Below are 17,272 nucleotides of genomic sequence, written 5' to 3'. Positions count from 1 at the left end.
AGTTGTTAAGTCGCTCAAAACCATTATTGGCAAGTAGACAAAACCTTTGCATATGGCAATAACCGCTCATTAATACGTCTTAATTGCGTACATAAAATAAGCTGGGTTTGCTGTAAGTCATGATTGGATTGGTGCTGGCTGGTTGGCTTATTGGATTGAGTATTGTTAGTTTGAGTATCATTGCAATTAATGTCATCAGGTTGAGCAAAGTTTGAGCTTTGCTCAACCTGTTTTTGTTGTTGCTTATCAGTTTGTTTATTCAGTTGTTCTAGCCTTTCAGCTTGCTTTTGTAATTGGGTGATGGCTTGTCCAATATCAGCAATGGCTTGTTCAAGCTCGCTTAATTGCTCTTTATCCATCTGTTGCATAAGAGCGACCATCTCATCACCAATGGCAAAAAATTGAGGAAGAAATTGGATATTGTGATTATCATTAGAACTGGTTAAATCATTAGGCTGGTTACTTTCTAAATTTTGTGGCTCTATTTGAGTTTCGACCTGCTCACGCAATGCCCCTAGTGCTGAAATACTACTAATTAATGAATAATTAAGCTGTAACAGTTGAAAGCCTTTAGGTAGTTTATCAGCATATTTTTTCGGTTCAATCGACATATCTGAGACAGTATTACTAAGCGATGATGCCCGCTCATGTGCCTCACGCCTTGCTACCCGATAAGACAAATGCTCAGTATATCCTTGCCGAAATTGCTGTAACACTTGTTGTAAATAACCAGAATCAGCTTGTATCGCTTTCAATCCTGTTTTGCTCAACGTCAAATAGTGCCAATCTGCCCAAATATATGTCACTGCAAACCATGCCAGCCCAGAGCCAATAATGGTATCTAAAATTCGTGAATACATTGCAACATGGGTATCAATACCAATTAATGAGAAACCCACCAAGACCTGAATGGTAATAAAAAAAGTAGAAAAGCTATAACGAGCTGTTCGAAACACAAAAAAGAATGTGGTAGCGATTACAATCACCAATAACTGACTAACAAAGGATAACTGTAAATAAGCCAATGACGAGCCAACAATAACCCCCAAAACTGTTCCCAACACTCGCTGTTGTAATCGGCTGGTGGTCGCTGAATAATTAGGCTGACATACCAAAACTGCTGTTAGCAAAATCCAATAACCAAAATGCAGATTTAGCCCCTCGACCAAAATACAGCTTATCCCTGTTATCAATGCCATACGCACTGCATGACGAAACACCGCAGAATTGACGGTCAAATTACGACCAATAATCCGCCAACCATCACGCAAACTTTCTACATCCTGTCCCGCAATACGGCTACCCACCGTATCTTGCATATCACTAAACTTCACATTTTCTATGCGCTGTAACTGCTCACTGATGCTTAAAATATTGGCAACCAACTGCTGTAAACTATGTAAATGCAACTGTCCTTTTGTCTCAACATCAACTGTATTTTCATCAATATAGCGTTGCAACGCTTGCTTTAAACCACGACTGGCTCGCTGTAATACTTTATCCGTGACAAAGTGTTGCTGGGTATATAGCGCCTCTGCCATTTGCTGACATGCCTGCGCTTGCAATACAATCAAACGCTGGATACGATAAATCAAATCACTATGTTGTAGCTCACGTGCAAATGTTTGATAGTCCACATGACTGGAGCTGATACGCTCATGAATATTTTGAGCAATCAGATAATATTGCAACATTCGTACTGTTACAGGATGACGATATTGACTACGTAAACGATAAAATAATGCACTGCGACACTCATTAAAAGCCGTCACCACTGCTGTATTTTTCATTGCCAAAGGCACTTCTTTATCTGCCAAAAAATCGGCTTCATCTGGGTCAAAAAACTGCGCCTTAACCATCATATAAGCAGATAAACTACGGTACGCTCGTACCATACTTATTTGTACAGGACGATGAGGCATCAAAATATAAAATATCAGATTGCACACACTATATAACAGTGTGCCACAGACAATCATCATTGGATTTAGATACCACGGAATATGAGGCAAATAGGTTAATAATGTATAAATCATTACTAACAACGTACCAAATGCAATGGTACGATAACGCATATCCAATGCCCCAGCCATGGTAATAATAAACGCCGATGCTGTTAATAATATAACCAGCACACCTGAATGATTAATAGAAAGCTGAATTGCCAATGATGCCAGTGCAAAAAGTAGCAAGGTTGCAAACGTATTACGCAGTCGTCCAGTAAAACGGTTATCCAAGTCAACCAAACCACCAGCGATAATACCCAAAAACAATGCCATACTTTCATCAATGGCATGAAAATACCAAACACCCAAAGATGCCAGCACCATACTGACAAACAAAGGCAGATTGCTTAAATAACGGCTATTAAATGTATTAAAAACAGTCAGAAATGATGAAAACTGGTGCGCCATTTAGCATCCTTAAAGTGTTTAACTTTTATAATCATTAGAATTCATTAGTGCATAGAAAATAACACAATATAATTAGGAACCTCATGATAGCAACCAACACAACAGCAGAAGTGTCATAGTTTAACCCAAATGATAACAGACTCTAAAAAATTTTCTCTTATTAGTATGACGACCTCATAAAAACACTTAAAAACCTTTATGAAAATACTACAAAACACCTAACTTTAATACCCTTCCTAGTGATACCCTTTTTAAAATAATACACCAGATGTAATAATATTTATTCTGTATCCTATTATTTTATATTTAAAGTTTATATAAAAAGGAAAGTAAATCATGCCATATACCAACAAACACACATCTAACATACAAAAAAAACATCCAAGCAAAACCACACTCACTGCCAGTCTAATAGCACTATTATTTATCACTGCCTGTAGCCAAAAAGAAGAAGCAATTGACCACGTCTCGCAGGACACTATCCTTGCTAAGGAAGTCATTACTACCCAAGAAGCCCCTCATGCCACTGATATGGCAGCACCTGCGCACCTCTCTCGCTCAGCGATGATTGCACCTATCAGTCCACCAGAGCTTACGACCCAACAACAAAATACTGAAAACTATCAAAAAATCACCCCCAATGCTGTACATAAAACCAGTGAAGATGCCATTGCTACTCTAAGTATTGACACAGATACTGGCAGTTATGCCAATATGCGTCGTTTTATCAATCAAGGACAATTGCCCCCTAGCGATGCGGTGCGTATCGAAGAGTTGATTAACTACTTCCATTATGACTTTAGTCATGCCATCAAAAAAGCAGGCGTACCATTTTTGGTTGATACCCAAGTTGTAGAAGCTCCATGGCATACCTCTAACCGTATTGTCAAAATTGGTATTCAAGCCAGTGATACCACCACTGAACAAGCCTCCAGTAGCCAGACTCTTCCCCCTGCCAATCTAGTATTCTTAGTGGATGTATCAGGCTCAATGTCTGACCCTGACAAACTAGAACTGGCAAAATCTAGCCTGAAGATGCTCAGTAAACAGCTCCGTGCCGAAGATACCATTACCCTAATCACCTACGCAGGTAACACCGAAATAGTACTGCCTGCCACCAAAGGTAATGAAACGCAGACCATTCTAAACGCCATCGATAACCTCAATGCAGGTGGCTCAACCAATGGTGAGGCTGCCATCAAGCTTGCCTATCAACAAGCTGGTAAAAACTTTAAAGATAACGGCATTAACCGTATCTTGATGCTGACCGATGGTGACTTTAACGTTGGTGTTTCAAGTGTAGATGAGATGCTCGATATTATCCGCAACAATCGTGATAAAGGTATTTCACTATCGACACTTGGGTTTGGACAAGGCAACTATAATGACTATATGATGGAGCAGGTTGCTGATAATGGTAATGGCAACTACAGCTATATTGATTCTTTATCTGAAGCTAAAAAAGTATTGATTGACGAGATGTCAGCGACCTTTAACACTGTTGCTAAAGATGTCAAAGTACAAGTGGAGTTTAACCCTGCCGTTGTATCTGAATGGCGATTGATTGGCTATGAAAACCGTGTACTCGCTACCGAAGATTTTAATAATGACAAAGTCGATGCAGGCGAGCTGGGTGCAGGAAAGTCTGTAGTTGCCCTATTTGAAGTTACCCCAGTTGGTGCACAAGGGCTACTTGATGACAGTCGCTATCAGCAAGCTTCTGCCACATCTAGCAATACCAATAATGACAAATCCAATGAGCTTGGATTTTTAAAGATTCGCTATAAAGCACCAGATGGAGATACGTCAAAACTGGTCACTTATCCGATTGCCAATCAGGTCAGTACAGCCAATAGTGATACCAAATTTGCCATGGCAGTGGCAGGTTATGGTCAACTACTCAGCAACAGCAAATATATCCATAACTGGACGTATGCCGATAGCAAGCAGTTAGCACAACAAGGCATTGGAACAGACAGTACAGGCAGTCGTGGTGAGTTTGTCAAACTGGTTGAGTTAGCAGGTGCTTTGCAGTAGTTAATAACTAAAGTTACTCACTAATCAAAAGCGAGGATTTATTCAGCCCTCGCTTTTATTACATTTTGCTTAATTTATACCAGTTAAGCTGTACCACTCAAAAACTGCTTTGCACTTTTTTGTATCTCTTGCTTAAACCAATCTTGAAGCACTACCTTTTTTATCTTGGTGAAATGATTTGGCAGAAAATAGAAATGGACATACCTCGTTTATCTTTTTAATAACCACTGCTGAGTATGCCATAAGCCATAAAATACCACTGCATATTGAATTATTAGGCTAAAAACGACCCCTATAAATAGCATAATATTCATACCAATACCTAAGTCAGTAAGCACCCGCCAATCTAAACCTACTGAATTAAAAAATATCGACAAATATATAAGAATCGTTATTAATCCAACCGTCGTGGTAATAATACCAATACGGCTACATTCTATTTTTTCTAATGCTCTGTGATGACGGGCCTTGAAGAGATAAACCACCAAAACACTACTAATAAAAACCATGACTAATAAAGCCAATAAACCACCAGTTAGGGCATTAAGATAACCTAAGTTTTCTAACCATAAGCGTATTAATATAATGGCAATATAAGGAAGCGCATAAATTGATAAAGCCCGAAATGGCAGAGTTTTCTCGGTAATACGCATGATAGAATTAGTCATAATGGTCTATTAGTTTGAAGTAGATAATTTTATTATTAACCATCATTATATCAGCTTTAGGCAGATATAATGCACCGATTCTCGAAATCAAGGCGTGTTTATGATTATAATCTTACCTGCTGAGCCTTTTTTGATACATTTTGAGCTACTAGAAAAGACCAGACTGGATAAAACCCAAAATATTTATAAATTTTCATTAACTTTTACCCATTATGATAATGAAAAAATAACTTTTGCTTTGCCTGAAAACTACCAGACACATTTTCACTCTTCAGATTTGTTAAGGCTTATTAATTTCTTATCAGATAAAATAGAAAAACTTATCCAATATAGCCATACAACAGAAGATATAGAGCTTAATAAAAACAGCTTTGTAAACTCTGAGTATGATATAGAGATTATAGCTGATACAGGTGCGTATCATCCTATTGAAAAATTAGGCATATTAGATTTGATTTTTTTCTTTAATATCAATGTGGCATATCACCATCAAGGAGCAAGTATGATAGGATTGCGAGCAAGAGTAGATACAGAAGAGATAGAAAATTTCTTAAACAGCTTAAATAAATTATTGTAATTAGTATGACTAAATAAGAAGAAATTAGATAGTAATATAGATATATTTATACAACCACATTTAAATTATAAGCTCTTAGCATCTCAAGAATAATATTCTTTTCTGGGAAACTATTTTTATAAAAATCACGCCATATAATTTGAACATCATTTATGTCATAGGTATCAAAGCAATCAGCAAAGCCATCTAAATCAGACCCAAAGTAGCCACCAACACCAATTAGCTGTTCTGAAAACTCACATAAAAAGTCATTTTTTGTTTTTATAAACCGACCATCAATTGTGATATTTTTATTATAAGATTTATGATGTCTATTATAAAAATAGCAACTTCTTAACCAATGAAATTTTTTATCTTCATTACCACCAAGCCATAATCTATATTTGCGCATCAAAATCATATTTATATTTTCAAAAATATTATTTCCAAATATGTAGTCTGTATCCATACTTTCTATAAAATCAATATAAACATAGAAGTTTTTGATAGAAACTTTGTTTATATTAGCAGATATTATTTTAGATGTGACTTCTAGATTATTTTTTACAAAAACTTCAATCCTATTAAAATCAGGTAGGGATTCCTGTTGTAATTTTTTGTTTAGCAATAATATCGTCAGTTTACCTTTATATGGATAAGAAATATTCACTGATGAAAATACCATCCTATTTTGATTAGAAAATAAATATATCTTATACATTTAAGTCTCTTCTAATTTTTTATAAGTTTTTCACTATCTGGATAACAATATTTATTAATGATAATATGTATTTTGTGCCAATTTCAACAATATAATTTATAAGGTGTTAAAAATATATCTTCCTAGACACAACTATACTATAGAATAAAAACTTATATACAGTATTTCTAAACCATCTATGCGATGGATAACTTAGGCGAGTTGCGTGATGAAGATACGATTGATTTCTAAACCATCTATGCGATGGATAACTTAAACCATTCTTTAGCCGTCTTGGAGATGTTTTTCTAAACCATCTATGCGATGGATAACAAACGCTACATACAGCATAACCCCCCTGAAATTTTCTAAACCATCTATGCGATGGATAACAGAAGTATACTACCAAGAAGTTAATCATAACAAGACATTCGGGGCAAAACCCTTATTTCACCCTTTAATTAACCTTAAATTTCAAGTCATTGATTGTATTGATTATTTTTATAAGCATAAAAAAAGGGTATTTTATTAAGAGCTCTAAAGCAGTTGACATCAAAATAAGTTGATAAGGAATGGTGTTTGGTGAAATTGAATGCTAATAAAAATAAAGGCAACAAATTAAAAACTCATTGCCTTCATTTTTACTATGAAAAATATATCAGTGAATACTAGATACTAACTTTTAACTTTATGTACCACAAAGCCAAGCTCACTCATGGTGCTTTCTTTATCATAGGGTGCAAGCACTGCCTTACTATGTGCTTTATCTAGCAGATAGGTCGTTGCCACTCGTTGTAAATCGGCTAAAGTAACCGCTAGAATATTAGCACGCATTTGCTGTTGCCACTGTGCATCACGCCCATGCAATCCACTAAAGCAAGCTTTGACTGCCTCACCAGCAGGTGAGCCCGGTTTGTCCATCGCTGAGATAATACCAAGTATTGCTTCTTCTAGTTGCGCATCATTTTGTGGCTCATTCAGTAGCCAATGTACGCTTTGCTCAAAGTGAGCAAAAGTCTCACTACAATGCGGATCACGGTAGCTAAAGAATTTAAAAGCACAGGCGTTAGCATCGTAGCCTGCCCCACCACCATAAGCACCGCCTTTTTCACGAATAGCACTGTGTAGATAACCATTGCGTAAGTAAGGGGCAAGTACCATCAACGGTGCAGTATCTGGATGGTCAGCAGGCACAGCAGGATAGACAGAAGCATTGTGATAAACATTGGTCGCTACTAACCACGCTATGTCTTCATCTAAAACAACTTCATCTGCTATCTCTGCTAATGCCAGCTCACAAAACTCTTCTGGAATGCCAGTATTGATTTCGTTACTAACACTATTCGCTTTAGCAGGTGTTGTTTCTTGCCAGCTTTGGACAATTAAATCACTGAGACGCTGGGTTTGGTCAGCTTCGCAGATAATCAAAGCATGCTTGGGTAAGTTAATAATATGTTGATGCAATGCCATCAGACTATTTGCCAATGTGTCCCATTTGCTGTCATCTTCTTTTGCATCTGCCAAAAATGCAGTGAGTGCATTGAGCGCAGGTAGACCACTGCGTACATATTCAAGCTGTGCTTGACGACTCATATTACGACTGGCAGTTTGTAGTGCATAAGCATGTCCAGCATTAGCTAAACGCGACTGCCAACCTGCTTGTTTTTGACGCAATAACTCTTTGATACGAGCCTGTTCACTAAAGACAGTATGCATCATGACTTCTTTAAGCAAATCTACCGCTTCTGTTTTACGATTAAGCGCACGTGTTGCCATCACAAAATAACTGGCAATCTGATTGCTTTCATCAATACTGGTACGCTGACTGATACGTGCAGTAACACCTGATGAATGTGCCGCTTGCAAAGCCTGCATTTCACGCGCACTCATGGTATCTGTACCTAACTCAGAAAGTAAGCCTAAATATAAAGGTAATAATGGGTGATTAATAACATCGTCTGCTGGTAGCTGATGGGCACTATCTGCACTGACCAGAACCTTTGAGTTTAGGGGAATAATGACTTGGTAGTAATACAGTCCATTCGTCCCTGCTTCATATTGAAATAAGGTGCTATCTCGCCCTTCAAGTTTGACCGTTTTTTGCACACCCTCACTAAGCTTCACAGTTTCAGGAACATCTTCAATACCAACTTTAGGAAGCAAGCTCAAGTCATCTTCTGCATTTTGTCGTGCTTCTAGCGCTAATGCTTGCTCACGTAACTGTTGTTTTTCTGCATCTGATAAAGAAGCAACCAATGTATCTAAGCGCGCTTGCTCTGCCGCCGCGATTTTTGCTGATTTTTGTGCATCTGGTGTCAAGGTAACCCGCACACGATGTGGGTTATCAAGTAGATGAGCTTGAATCAAACTTGGTAGCCAGCTTGGGTCTTTAACCTGCTCACGTAGCCATGCCAGATGCTCATCAACTTCCCAAACATCAATCGGATTGCCATCATGAATGGCGGTGCTAAAGCCTTCCAACATTAAGTTTAGACCATAAGGCATGCTGTCACCACCGATGTGGCGTTGGTCAATCTCAATCTGGTGTAAAATTGTTTCGATACTTTCATCATCAATCGGATTGTCTGCTACTTGCTTGAGTAAATCCAATATCCCCTGCTCTACCGCTTCAGCATGCTCTGGATCTGAGCCACGTAGCCCTGTATAAAACACCATTTCATAATGGCTGTCATCAAGCCCAAGCAATGGACTGGGCGCACTACCAAGCTCATGGCTATCTAAATATGCACGTAATGGTGACCCTGCATGTTCAATCAACAGCCCTTCAAGTAAACGCAACGCCAAACGCTGTTTTGGGTCAGTAATAGCAGGCAATAACCATGCAATAACATGATGCGTCTTGCCAGCACCTTCTTCCTCTGCGGTATAGGTTTCTGTCACAGCAATCGGAGCAGTAAAACGATGCTCTGGACGGGAAATATGTTTTTTACCAGTTTCAAACTGCTTTAACGCATCTTCATGTAGCCGTGTCTGAGTCTCCACAGCAGGAATATTACCAAAGCTCATAATCACACTATTTGAAGGATGATAATGACTTTGATGAAAATCAATCAATTCAGGGTGAGTCAAATCAGGAATATCCGCAGGGTCACCACCTGAGTTATAGTGATAGGTTGTTGTTGGAAATAGATGATGCGCTACGGTATGATATAGCTGGTCAATTTCACCACTCATCGCCCCTTTCATTTCATTAAACACAATGCCTTTAAACTGCGCATTGTCATTTTCATCTAGCTCAACACGGATACCCTCTTGCGCAAAATCTAACGGATGAATATTGGGAAAGAAGGACGCATCTAAATATACTGACAGCAAGTTAAAATAGTCATTTTTATTTTGGGTAGCAAAAGGATAAGCTGTCCAGTCTGCAGCCGTCATCGCATTCATAAAAGTATTTAACGAACGCTTAATCATCGAAAAAAACGGATCACGTACAGGGTATTTTTTTGAGCCACACAATGCCACATGCTCCAAAATATGTGCCTCACCTTTAGAATCCATCGGCTGAGTACGAAAACCTACCAAAAACGCATTTTCACTACTTGGATGCGCTAGATGATAATGCATCGCTCCCGTCTGGCTATGCTGACTAATCAACACATCTAATGACAACGCATCAATGTGACGATGCTCAATGAGTTTAAAAGCAGGGTGTAGTGTGAGGTCTGGAGAAAAATCTGTGTCAATCATACCTATCCTTAAATGTGGACTCAGTCAGTAAGTATTACTACCCATACTGGCTTGAAGTCGCTAAATTGTCTAAAACTTAGGGCTGGTTCATAGTTACTTTGTCATTCTTGTCTCTTTACTACCTTATCTGATTAACTTACTACTGTGTAGAGTTAATGTTTGCAAAGGCTTATAAAAGCACCGCAACGCATGTAACCGTCCCTATCTGGAGTTGTTTGATTTTTTGTCAATACAATAAAAAATACCCCTACTCTATCGTATCAATCAGAACCTGCCTAATTAATGCGATAAATGATGGGGTTTGGGTAATCTTAATTGCGACAATGAAGCTTAAACTATAGAAATCATCTATAAAGTGTCGGTAAAGGTTTGCCTAGTGTGTTATGTATTTATGTATAACGAAAACGCCATAAAATAAATCTGATGCTATCTGCCACCATGAGCCATAGCACCGCATATCATAACATTTTTAATATACTCTCACAAAAGCTAGATGTATTTTATATCTATTTTTCTCAGCTTATACCGATAGAAGCTTGATTTATCTGGGATTGACTTAGGCTCTATAACCAATTCAAGATAATATAGACCTAGGGTCTGTTGAATATTCATAGAAAAAATTGAGGGAAATTTGCCTTAGTCAAGGCAATGAACGCAGGTAGCTCTTGTTAATAAAAGCAGAGATATTAACCAGTTCATTAACGCAGAATAAGGCAAATTTAGCCAATTTTTACACAAAAGTAAAAAAACAACTGTATCCTTTGAAAATACTAGATTAACGGGGTGAATGTTCAACAGATCCTAGTATCTTAAGCATAAGTATTTTATATTAAAGTATATTCAGCACTTCAAAATAGGACAAAGGATAAGGGAATATGAGCACTTTAAAACAGCCCGTACAAACTGACCAAACTACTGATGTCGCCAAATTTATGGACAGTGCCACTTATCAGCAAAAACTCAGCGACACCCCAACCACCTATGAGCTACTCAAAACAGGGCATGACATCGACCCCACCGCCCCTGCGTTAAGCTACTTTTTGCAAGCCACTGATGATAATTACCAAACGCATGAATCGCTCAGCTATGCTCAGTTTTTGGCACAAGTACATCAAGTGGGCAACTTTATCGACTCACTTAACCTTGAAAATGATGCCGTCATTGCCATGCTATTGCCCAATCTGCCCGAAGCCTTTATTAGCATCTTTGGGGTACAAACTCGCCATATCATCATGCCAATCAACCCTTTGCTAGAACCTGAAGTTATCAGTGACCTACTCAGCACCGCTCAAGCTCGAGCATTGATTACCCTTGCTCCCTTCCCCAAAGTTGAGATTTGGCAAAAGGCACAATACATCGCCAAGCATGTGCCGACATTGGCTCACATTATTACCATCAATCTGGCTGACCATGTACTGGGTAAAAAATCCTTACCTGCCAAACTACTACAATACAAGCAAAGCCTAGCAGAAAATGGCTGGCAATCGCTACTATTTGGCTATGAAGCAGGACTGCCTACACACATTCAGCATCATCACTGGACAATCGCCCTAGCGACACAACCCAAAGACAAACTCACCTTTGCCAATAATCCACAAAAACACCGTCATGCTGAAAGTTTCTCTTCATTTTTCTGTACGGGAGGCACAACAGGTCGCCCCAAAATCGCCATGCGTCAGCACAAAAATGAAGTTTCCAATGTGTTGCAAGTACGAGCAGTATTAGGTGATGATGTGGTCGGACATGGCAAAACGGTCATGTGTGGTTTGCCATTGTTTCACGTCAATGCGTTAATGGTGACAGGTGCATTACCTTTGTCTGTAGGCGGGCATATTCTGCTAGCCACACCTCAAGGCTACCGTGGCGAAGGTATGATTGATAACTTTTGGCGTATCATTGAATATTATCGGGTCAATTTCTTTAGTGGTGTGCCGACCCTATACAGTGCCTTACTGAATGTAGCGAGCGAAGGGTGCGATGTCAGCAGTTTGGAGTATTGCCTCTGTGGTGCCGCTCCGATGCCAGTTGAAGTGTTTAAACAGTTTGAAGCACAAACGGGCATCACCATTTTGGAAGCCTACGGCATGACCGAAGGTAACTGCGGAAGCTCAACCAACCCCAAAGATGGTCAACGTAAAATTGGCTCAATCGGCAGACCTTTCCCCTATCAGCCAATGACGGTTGCCATTATTGATGACTCGGGCAACTTTGAGCGTCATGCCAATGTAGATGAAGTTGGCGTGGTTGCCATTCGTGGTGATAATGTGTTTGTCGGCTATTATATTGACAGCCAAAATGCTGATATTTGGTTTACTGATGATGCAGGTAATCGATGGCTTAATACAGGCGACTTAGGCTACCAAGACAGTGATGGATTTTTCTTTTTAACTGGGCGTAAAAAAGAGCTGATTATCCGTGGTGGGCATAATATCGACCCCAAACTTATCGAAGGGCCAGTGTATCAGTTTGAGGGGGTGGCGTTGTGTGCCGCTATCGGTAAGCCTGATGTCTATGCAGGGGAGTTACCAATTTTGTATGTGCAACCCAAACCTGATACCACCATCGACATTGAGGCACTACAAACCTACTGCCAAACAAACATTGGTGAACGTGCCGCTATCCCCAAAGAGATTCATATTATTGATGAAATGCCACTAACGCCAGTGGGTAAAGTGTTTAAGCCTGCCCTCAAACGTTTGGCAAATGTCGCCACCGTAGAGCAGATGCTTAGCGAGCATAATATCAAGGCTACTATTAGCACACCTGAACATGCCAAATATGGATTTATTACCAAAGTGGTTGTGGATAACCGAGAACAGCTAGAGCAAGCCCAACATCTGATTGGGCAGTTAACCATAGCCAGTGAAGTCAGTTAGCTTATACCTATAGTCAGCGAAGTTATAAACTGGTACAAGGCAGGCGAGTGCAGATAGTACGGTTGTACAGCAAGCGAGCCTAACACCGTAACAGTTATCAAGTTCGTTGACTATACACCCTATATCTATATCTTTTTGCCCTGCATCTTTAATGGCAAACCAAGCGAACTGGCTTGTAATAACTCCAAATTACTGAATGTCTCGGCTGGGGTGGCATTAGACAGCACCTCACCCTGACTCAATACAATGACCCTATCACAAATATCTAGCACCAAATCAAGGTCATGCGTGGCTATCAACTGGCTATGGGTAAATGCGGTTAACTGCTCCAATAGGTTTTCTCGGGCTTGCGGGTCTAGGGCATTGCTCGGCTCATCTAGCACCAATACCGATGGCTCCATCACCAAAATCCCTGCCAATGCTACTGACCGCTTTTGTCCACCTGATAAGCGATACGGTGGACGCTCTGCCAAATGCTCCACCCCAACTCGACGCAAGGCTGACATAACTTGTCGCTCCAAGTCTTCCCCTTCAACGCCCATATTTACCAAGCCAAACGCCACATCATCAAACACAGTCGGCATAAATAACTGGTCATCAGGGTTTTGAAACGTAAAACCAATCGTACGTCTTACAGTCTCAATGGTGGCAGGCGTTACCTTAATATCACCCAACGCAATATAGCCTGAGCTGGGCTGATAAAAGCCTGATAGCAAATTAATCAGCGTTGACTTCCCTGCCCCATTTGCCCCAACCAACGCCACTTTTTCGCCATGATGTATCTGAAAGCTGACCCCTTTTAATACCTGTGTGCCATCTGGATAACTAAAACAAACATCCGAAAACGTAATTAAATGATGGCTCACTGGCTCTCCTTAACTTGTATAAACATAAAACAAATAACACCCACCCAAATAAACCAGCGACAGCCCCAACCACGCCAGCGACGCATAACGGTCATACTTGCGGTGCTGATACAAACGACCATCAAACCCGCGACACTGCATCGCTTGATGGATACGATTACTACGCAACCAACTACGGATAAAAAACGCCTTGAGTATCTCTTGGTAATCTCGCCATGCAATGCGTTGCTTTTTGGAAAATTTACGGAGCAAATACGCCTTTTGTACCTGTGCCATATCTTGCAACAATAATGAAAAATAATTGTAAATAAAATATAGCGTCAAACAAAACACTTTGGGGAATTTCAGCTTTCGCAAACCCTCACTAATACCGATAATGCCACAGCTTGCCAACAAAATAATACCCAATGACACACACAATATGGCACGTAACGTAATAGAAACTAAGGTTAGCCAGCCAACGGATAGCGAATAACCCAACACCTCAAACTGCTGACCTCGCTCTAGCCACGGACTAAAAATCCCAATAAACAACACAAAAGGTAAAATAATGGCAATCCGCCGTACCAGCCAACGTAAAGACATGCCAACCAATTTGGCTTGTAGCAGTATATAAGGAAAAAACAACAAAAGTTGCTGAGGGCGATGAGGTGAGGACAGCACAATCATAAAGACAAACAAAAATGTCAAAACAAGCTGGACTCTGGGGTCGACTTCTGAGAGTAGATGACGACGCAACGCATAATCATCTACCTTTTGCCAAGCGATATGGGCTTTTTGCAAGTCTAGCATGCTCTTATAAAACTCCTAAGCCCAACTTTTATCATGATTGTATGCTGTCTTGTACTGGTGTCATGTAATGGTGTAAGTTACTTATTTCGCTATCTTTTTACGTCGAGATAAATAAATACCACCGCTAATGACACTTAAAAATGCCACCATAATCATTGAGCCAATCAAAGCAATCAGCATATAATTCACCTGCTCCGCAGTATCTGACTCTGCTTCACTACCAAACGTATAATCTGGCATGATGGTCGTTTTCTCTTGTAGATTTTGGGCAAATTGATGTATCGCTGTCGGTGGTGCATCTTCAGCAAGCTGAGCAGAGCTACGCTCCAATGACCACTCCAAACCATCAGGCTGAGAAGACGCAAACCATGTCAACGCAATCACAGGTATCATCAGCCCGACCACAGCCCCAATCACAGTAGATTTTTTGAGTGGTTGGCGGGTCAGATTATCATTTTGAATCATATTTTGTTGCATGGCAAACCACACCACCGCCGAAGTAATCAGCCCCTCACCCAAACCAATCAATACATGAATGGGTATCATCAATAAGACAAACTCGGTCAATGGAATCTGAGCAATACCACTAATATAAGTTTCAACCACCACACCCAATGCTCCCATCGACATCGCTAACATACCTGCGACACAACTGGCGATAAGCACCTTTTTGCGAGTGAGATTTTGACCAACGATGGTTTTCCACACCAATGGATAAATAATAAAACATGGCACAATACCCATATTAATAATATTTGTACCCAGTGCTAAGATACCACCATCACCAAATAGCAGTGCTTGGATGACCAAAATCGAGCTGATAATAATAATCGCCGCTGACGGGCCTAAAATAATTGCCAGCATCAGTGAGCCTGCAATATGCCCACTCGACCCCGTACCAGGAATGGCAAAGTTAATCATCTGTGCCACAAAAACAAATGCCCCCATAATGCCAATAAGTGGCAACTTTTGTAGCATGTCTTCTTGTTTATCCAGTTTCATTCCATGATAAGCCACCACTGCTGCGGCAATGGCAATCCCCGTCAATCCAACCTCTGGGGAAATTAGTGCATCACTCATGTGCATGATATATTCCTCAAAATCTTCAAAATGATAAATAAAAAGTTAAATCAAATAGTTAGATAATAAATATACTGTAAAATATCTACTAAATTTTATTCAAATAAAAACCGCCTGATATTATCAGCAACTCTTAACAATCTAACAAGTGAAATTTTACCTATCATCCAGTAATTGATGATAACCATTTATTTATTTTGATAATTTAGAGGCTAAATATCTGTTAAAAAATCACAGCTATAGTCAAAGAAGAGTGAGGTCTGTTAAACATTCACCACGTTAGGCTAATATCCATAAGGGATATGGCTGTTTTTGACTTTCACTACCTTAATCATGACACCATTAACTAACGTAACGCTTTACGTGTACTAGCTCAAACCTAATCTGACAGTACCCCCAAATTGACGGTCAAGATGTCAGGTTATATTTGAGCTAAATTCTTTTGTGCCCAAACGGATTTACCCTCAGTAAGCGTTTGCATAGGTGTTCTACCACAGCACATCTTACCTTGATGAGTTCTTTCATAATTATAATAAACAAGCCAATCATCTAAATCAGCTTGTAGAGACTCTAGATTATCGTAAATCTTCTTTCGAAAAGCAATTTGATAAAACTCTTGTAAGATAGTCTTATGAAACCGCTCACAAATACCATTGGTTTGCGGGGATTTGGCTTTAGTCTTAGTATGATCTATATCATTGATAGCCAAATAAAGCTCATAATCATGTTGTTCTACCTTACCGCAATACTCAGTACCTCTATCTGTTAATATTCTAAGCATCGGTAACTCATGCTCTTGATAAAACGGCAATACCTTATCATTGAGTAAATCAGCAGCTGTAATCGGTGTTTTGGTATTATATAACTTAGCATGTGCTACCTTCGAATAAGTATCTACAAAGGTCTGCATATAAACACGTCCAACGCCTTTTAAATGACCGACATAGAAAGTATCTTGTGAGCCTAGGTAGCCTGGATGTGCTGTTTCAATCTCACCAGATGCTTCATCGTCTAGTTTTTTCTTTTCAAGTGCTGATATTTGCTCATCAGATAAGAGGATGCCTTCGGCTTCTACTTTTGCCTCTAATGCCTTTAAACGTTTATTGAAGTTTTCTAGGTTGTGTCTTAACCATATAGAACGTACACCACTGCCTGAAACAAAAATACCTACTTTTCTAAGTTCATTAGAGGTTCTGTGCTGACCGTGAGCAGGATAGTCTATGGCATGTTGTATGACAGCTTGTTCTGTGGACTCATCAACTCGATTCTTAAGGTTAGGTACTCGCCTTGATTGATTCACTAATGCGCCTATACCGCCGTTGTCTGCCATTTCTTTATAGCGATAAAAGGTGTCTCGAGAGACCCCCATTATTTTACAAGCTTTAGAGACGTTACCTAGCTCTTGAGCTAAGTTTAGTAAGCCTGCTCTGTGTTTGATGATTGGATTACTATTTGTGCTAGAATGGTTCATGTGTGTTATTCCTTATTTGATAAAGTTTAGACATCTTCATCAATTTGGGTAACACACTCTTTTTTAAAGTGTGATTGTCAGATTAGGTTGAGACTAGTACA

11 protein-coding genes are annotated in these 17,272 nt (G+C 39.6%); 3 read left to right on the top strand and 8 right to left on the bottom strand.

Annotated elements, in window-relative coordinates; genetic code table 11:
* Positions 1-23: 23 nt before the first annotated feature.
* On the bottom strand, positions 24-2,414 hold the full coding sequence (yccS, locus tag FHK88_RS03120) for a YccS family putative transporter (protein WP_227429332.1): 2,391 nt from the start codon (positions 2,412-2,414) through the stop codon (positions 24-26).
* A 336-nt stretch (positions 2,415-2,750) separates the two neighbouring features.
* Between yccS and FHK88_RS03115 the strand changes: the two genes are divergently transcribed.
* Positions 2,751-4,451 carry a vWA domain-containing protein gene (locus FHK88_RS03115; protein ID WP_227429331.1) on the top strand — a complete coding sequence of 567 codons (1,701 nt, stop codon included), beginning with the start codon at positions 2,751-2,753 and terminating at the stop codon, positions 4,449-4,451.
* A 209-nt stretch (positions 4,452-4,660) separates the two neighbouring features.
* Here the strand turns inward: FHK88_RS03115 and FHK88_RS03110 are convergent, their stop codons facing one another.
* Positions 4,661-5,119 (bottom strand): hypothetical protein, encoded by a 459-nt coding sequence (locus FHK88_RS03110; RefSeq protein ID WP_227429330.1) that lies wholly within the window; start codon positions 5,117-5,119, stop codon positions 4,661-4,663.
* A 100-nt stretch (positions 5,120-5,219) separates the two neighbouring features.
* On the opposite strand from FHK88_RS03110, the gene FHK88_RS03105 reads away from it, so the two are divergent.
* Positions 5,220-5,696: a hypothetical protein gene (locus FHK88_RS03105; protein ID WP_227429329.1), complete on the top strand. Its 477-nt coding sequence runs from the start codon at positions 5,220-5,222 to the stop codon at positions 5,694-5,696.
* A gap of 46 nt (positions 5,697-5,742) precedes the next feature.
* On the opposite strand, the gene FHK88_RS03100 is transcribed toward FHK88_RS03105, so the two are convergent.
* Together FHK88_RS03100 and FHK88_RS03095 are read right to left on the bottom strand one after the other, a co-directional pair.
* A complete protein-coding gene (locus FHK88_RS03100) occupies positions 5,743-6,396 on the bottom strand; it encodes a barstar family protein (RefSeq protein ID WP_227429328.1) in 654 nt (217 codons plus the stop codon).
* A 654-nt stretch (positions 6,397-7,050) separates the two neighbouring features.
* A complete protein-coding gene (locus FHK88_RS03095) occupies positions 7,051-10,086 on the bottom strand; it encodes an insulinase family protein (RefSeq protein ID WP_227429327.1) in 3,036 nt (1,011 codons plus the stop codon).
* Between the two features lie 875 nt (positions 10,087-10,961).
* On the opposite strand from FHK88_RS03095, the gene FHK88_RS03090 reads away from it, so the two are divergent.
* Positions 10,962-12,962 carry an acyl-CoA synthetase gene (locus tag FHK88_RS03090; protein ID WP_227429326.1) on the top strand — a complete coding sequence of 667 codons (2,001 nt, stop codon included), beginning with the start codon at positions 10,962-10,964 and terminating at the stop codon, positions 12,960-12,962.
* Positions 12,963-13,087: 125 nt separating this feature from the next.
* Here the strand turns inward: FHK88_RS03090 and FHK88_RS03085 are convergent, their stop codons facing one another.
* The 4 genes from FHK88_RS03085 to FHK88_RS03070 form a co-directional block, all read right to left on the bottom strand.
* Entirely contained in the window at positions 13,088-13,828 is a 741-nt protein-coding gene (locus FHK88_RS03085) for an energy-coupling factor ABC transporter ATP-binding protein (RefSeq protein WP_227429325.1), read from the bottom strand.
* 9 nt (positions 13,829-13,837) lie between these two features.
* A complete protein-coding gene (locus tag FHK88_RS03080; protein WP_227429324.1) occupies positions 13,838-14,620 on the bottom strand; it encodes an energy-coupling factor transporter transmembrane component T family protein in 783 nt (260 codons plus the stop codon).
* Between the two features lie 81 nt (positions 14,621-14,701).
* Positions 14,702-15,706, bottom strand: coding sequence for an energy-coupling factor ABC transporter permease (locus tag FHK88_RS03075; RefSeq protein ID WP_227429323.1), 1,005 nt, complete (start codon positions 15,704-15,706; stop codon positions 14,702-14,704).
* 415 nt (positions 15,707-16,121) lie between these two features.
* Positions 16,122-17,171, bottom strand: coding sequence for an IS481 family transposase (locus FHK88_RS03070; RefSeq protein WP_227429178.1), 1,050 nt, complete (start codon positions 17,169-17,171; stop codon positions 16,122-16,124).
* Positions 17,172-17,272 lie beyond the last annotated feature (101 nt).

Origin of the sequence: Psychrobacter sp. I-STPA6b (assembly GCF_020662265.1) — a bacterium.
Taxonomy (GTDB): domain Bacteria; phylum Pseudomonadota; class Gammaproteobacteria; order Pseudomonadales; family Moraxellaceae; genus Psychrobacter.
This window is presented reverse-complemented; position numbering and strand designations above follow the sequence as displayed.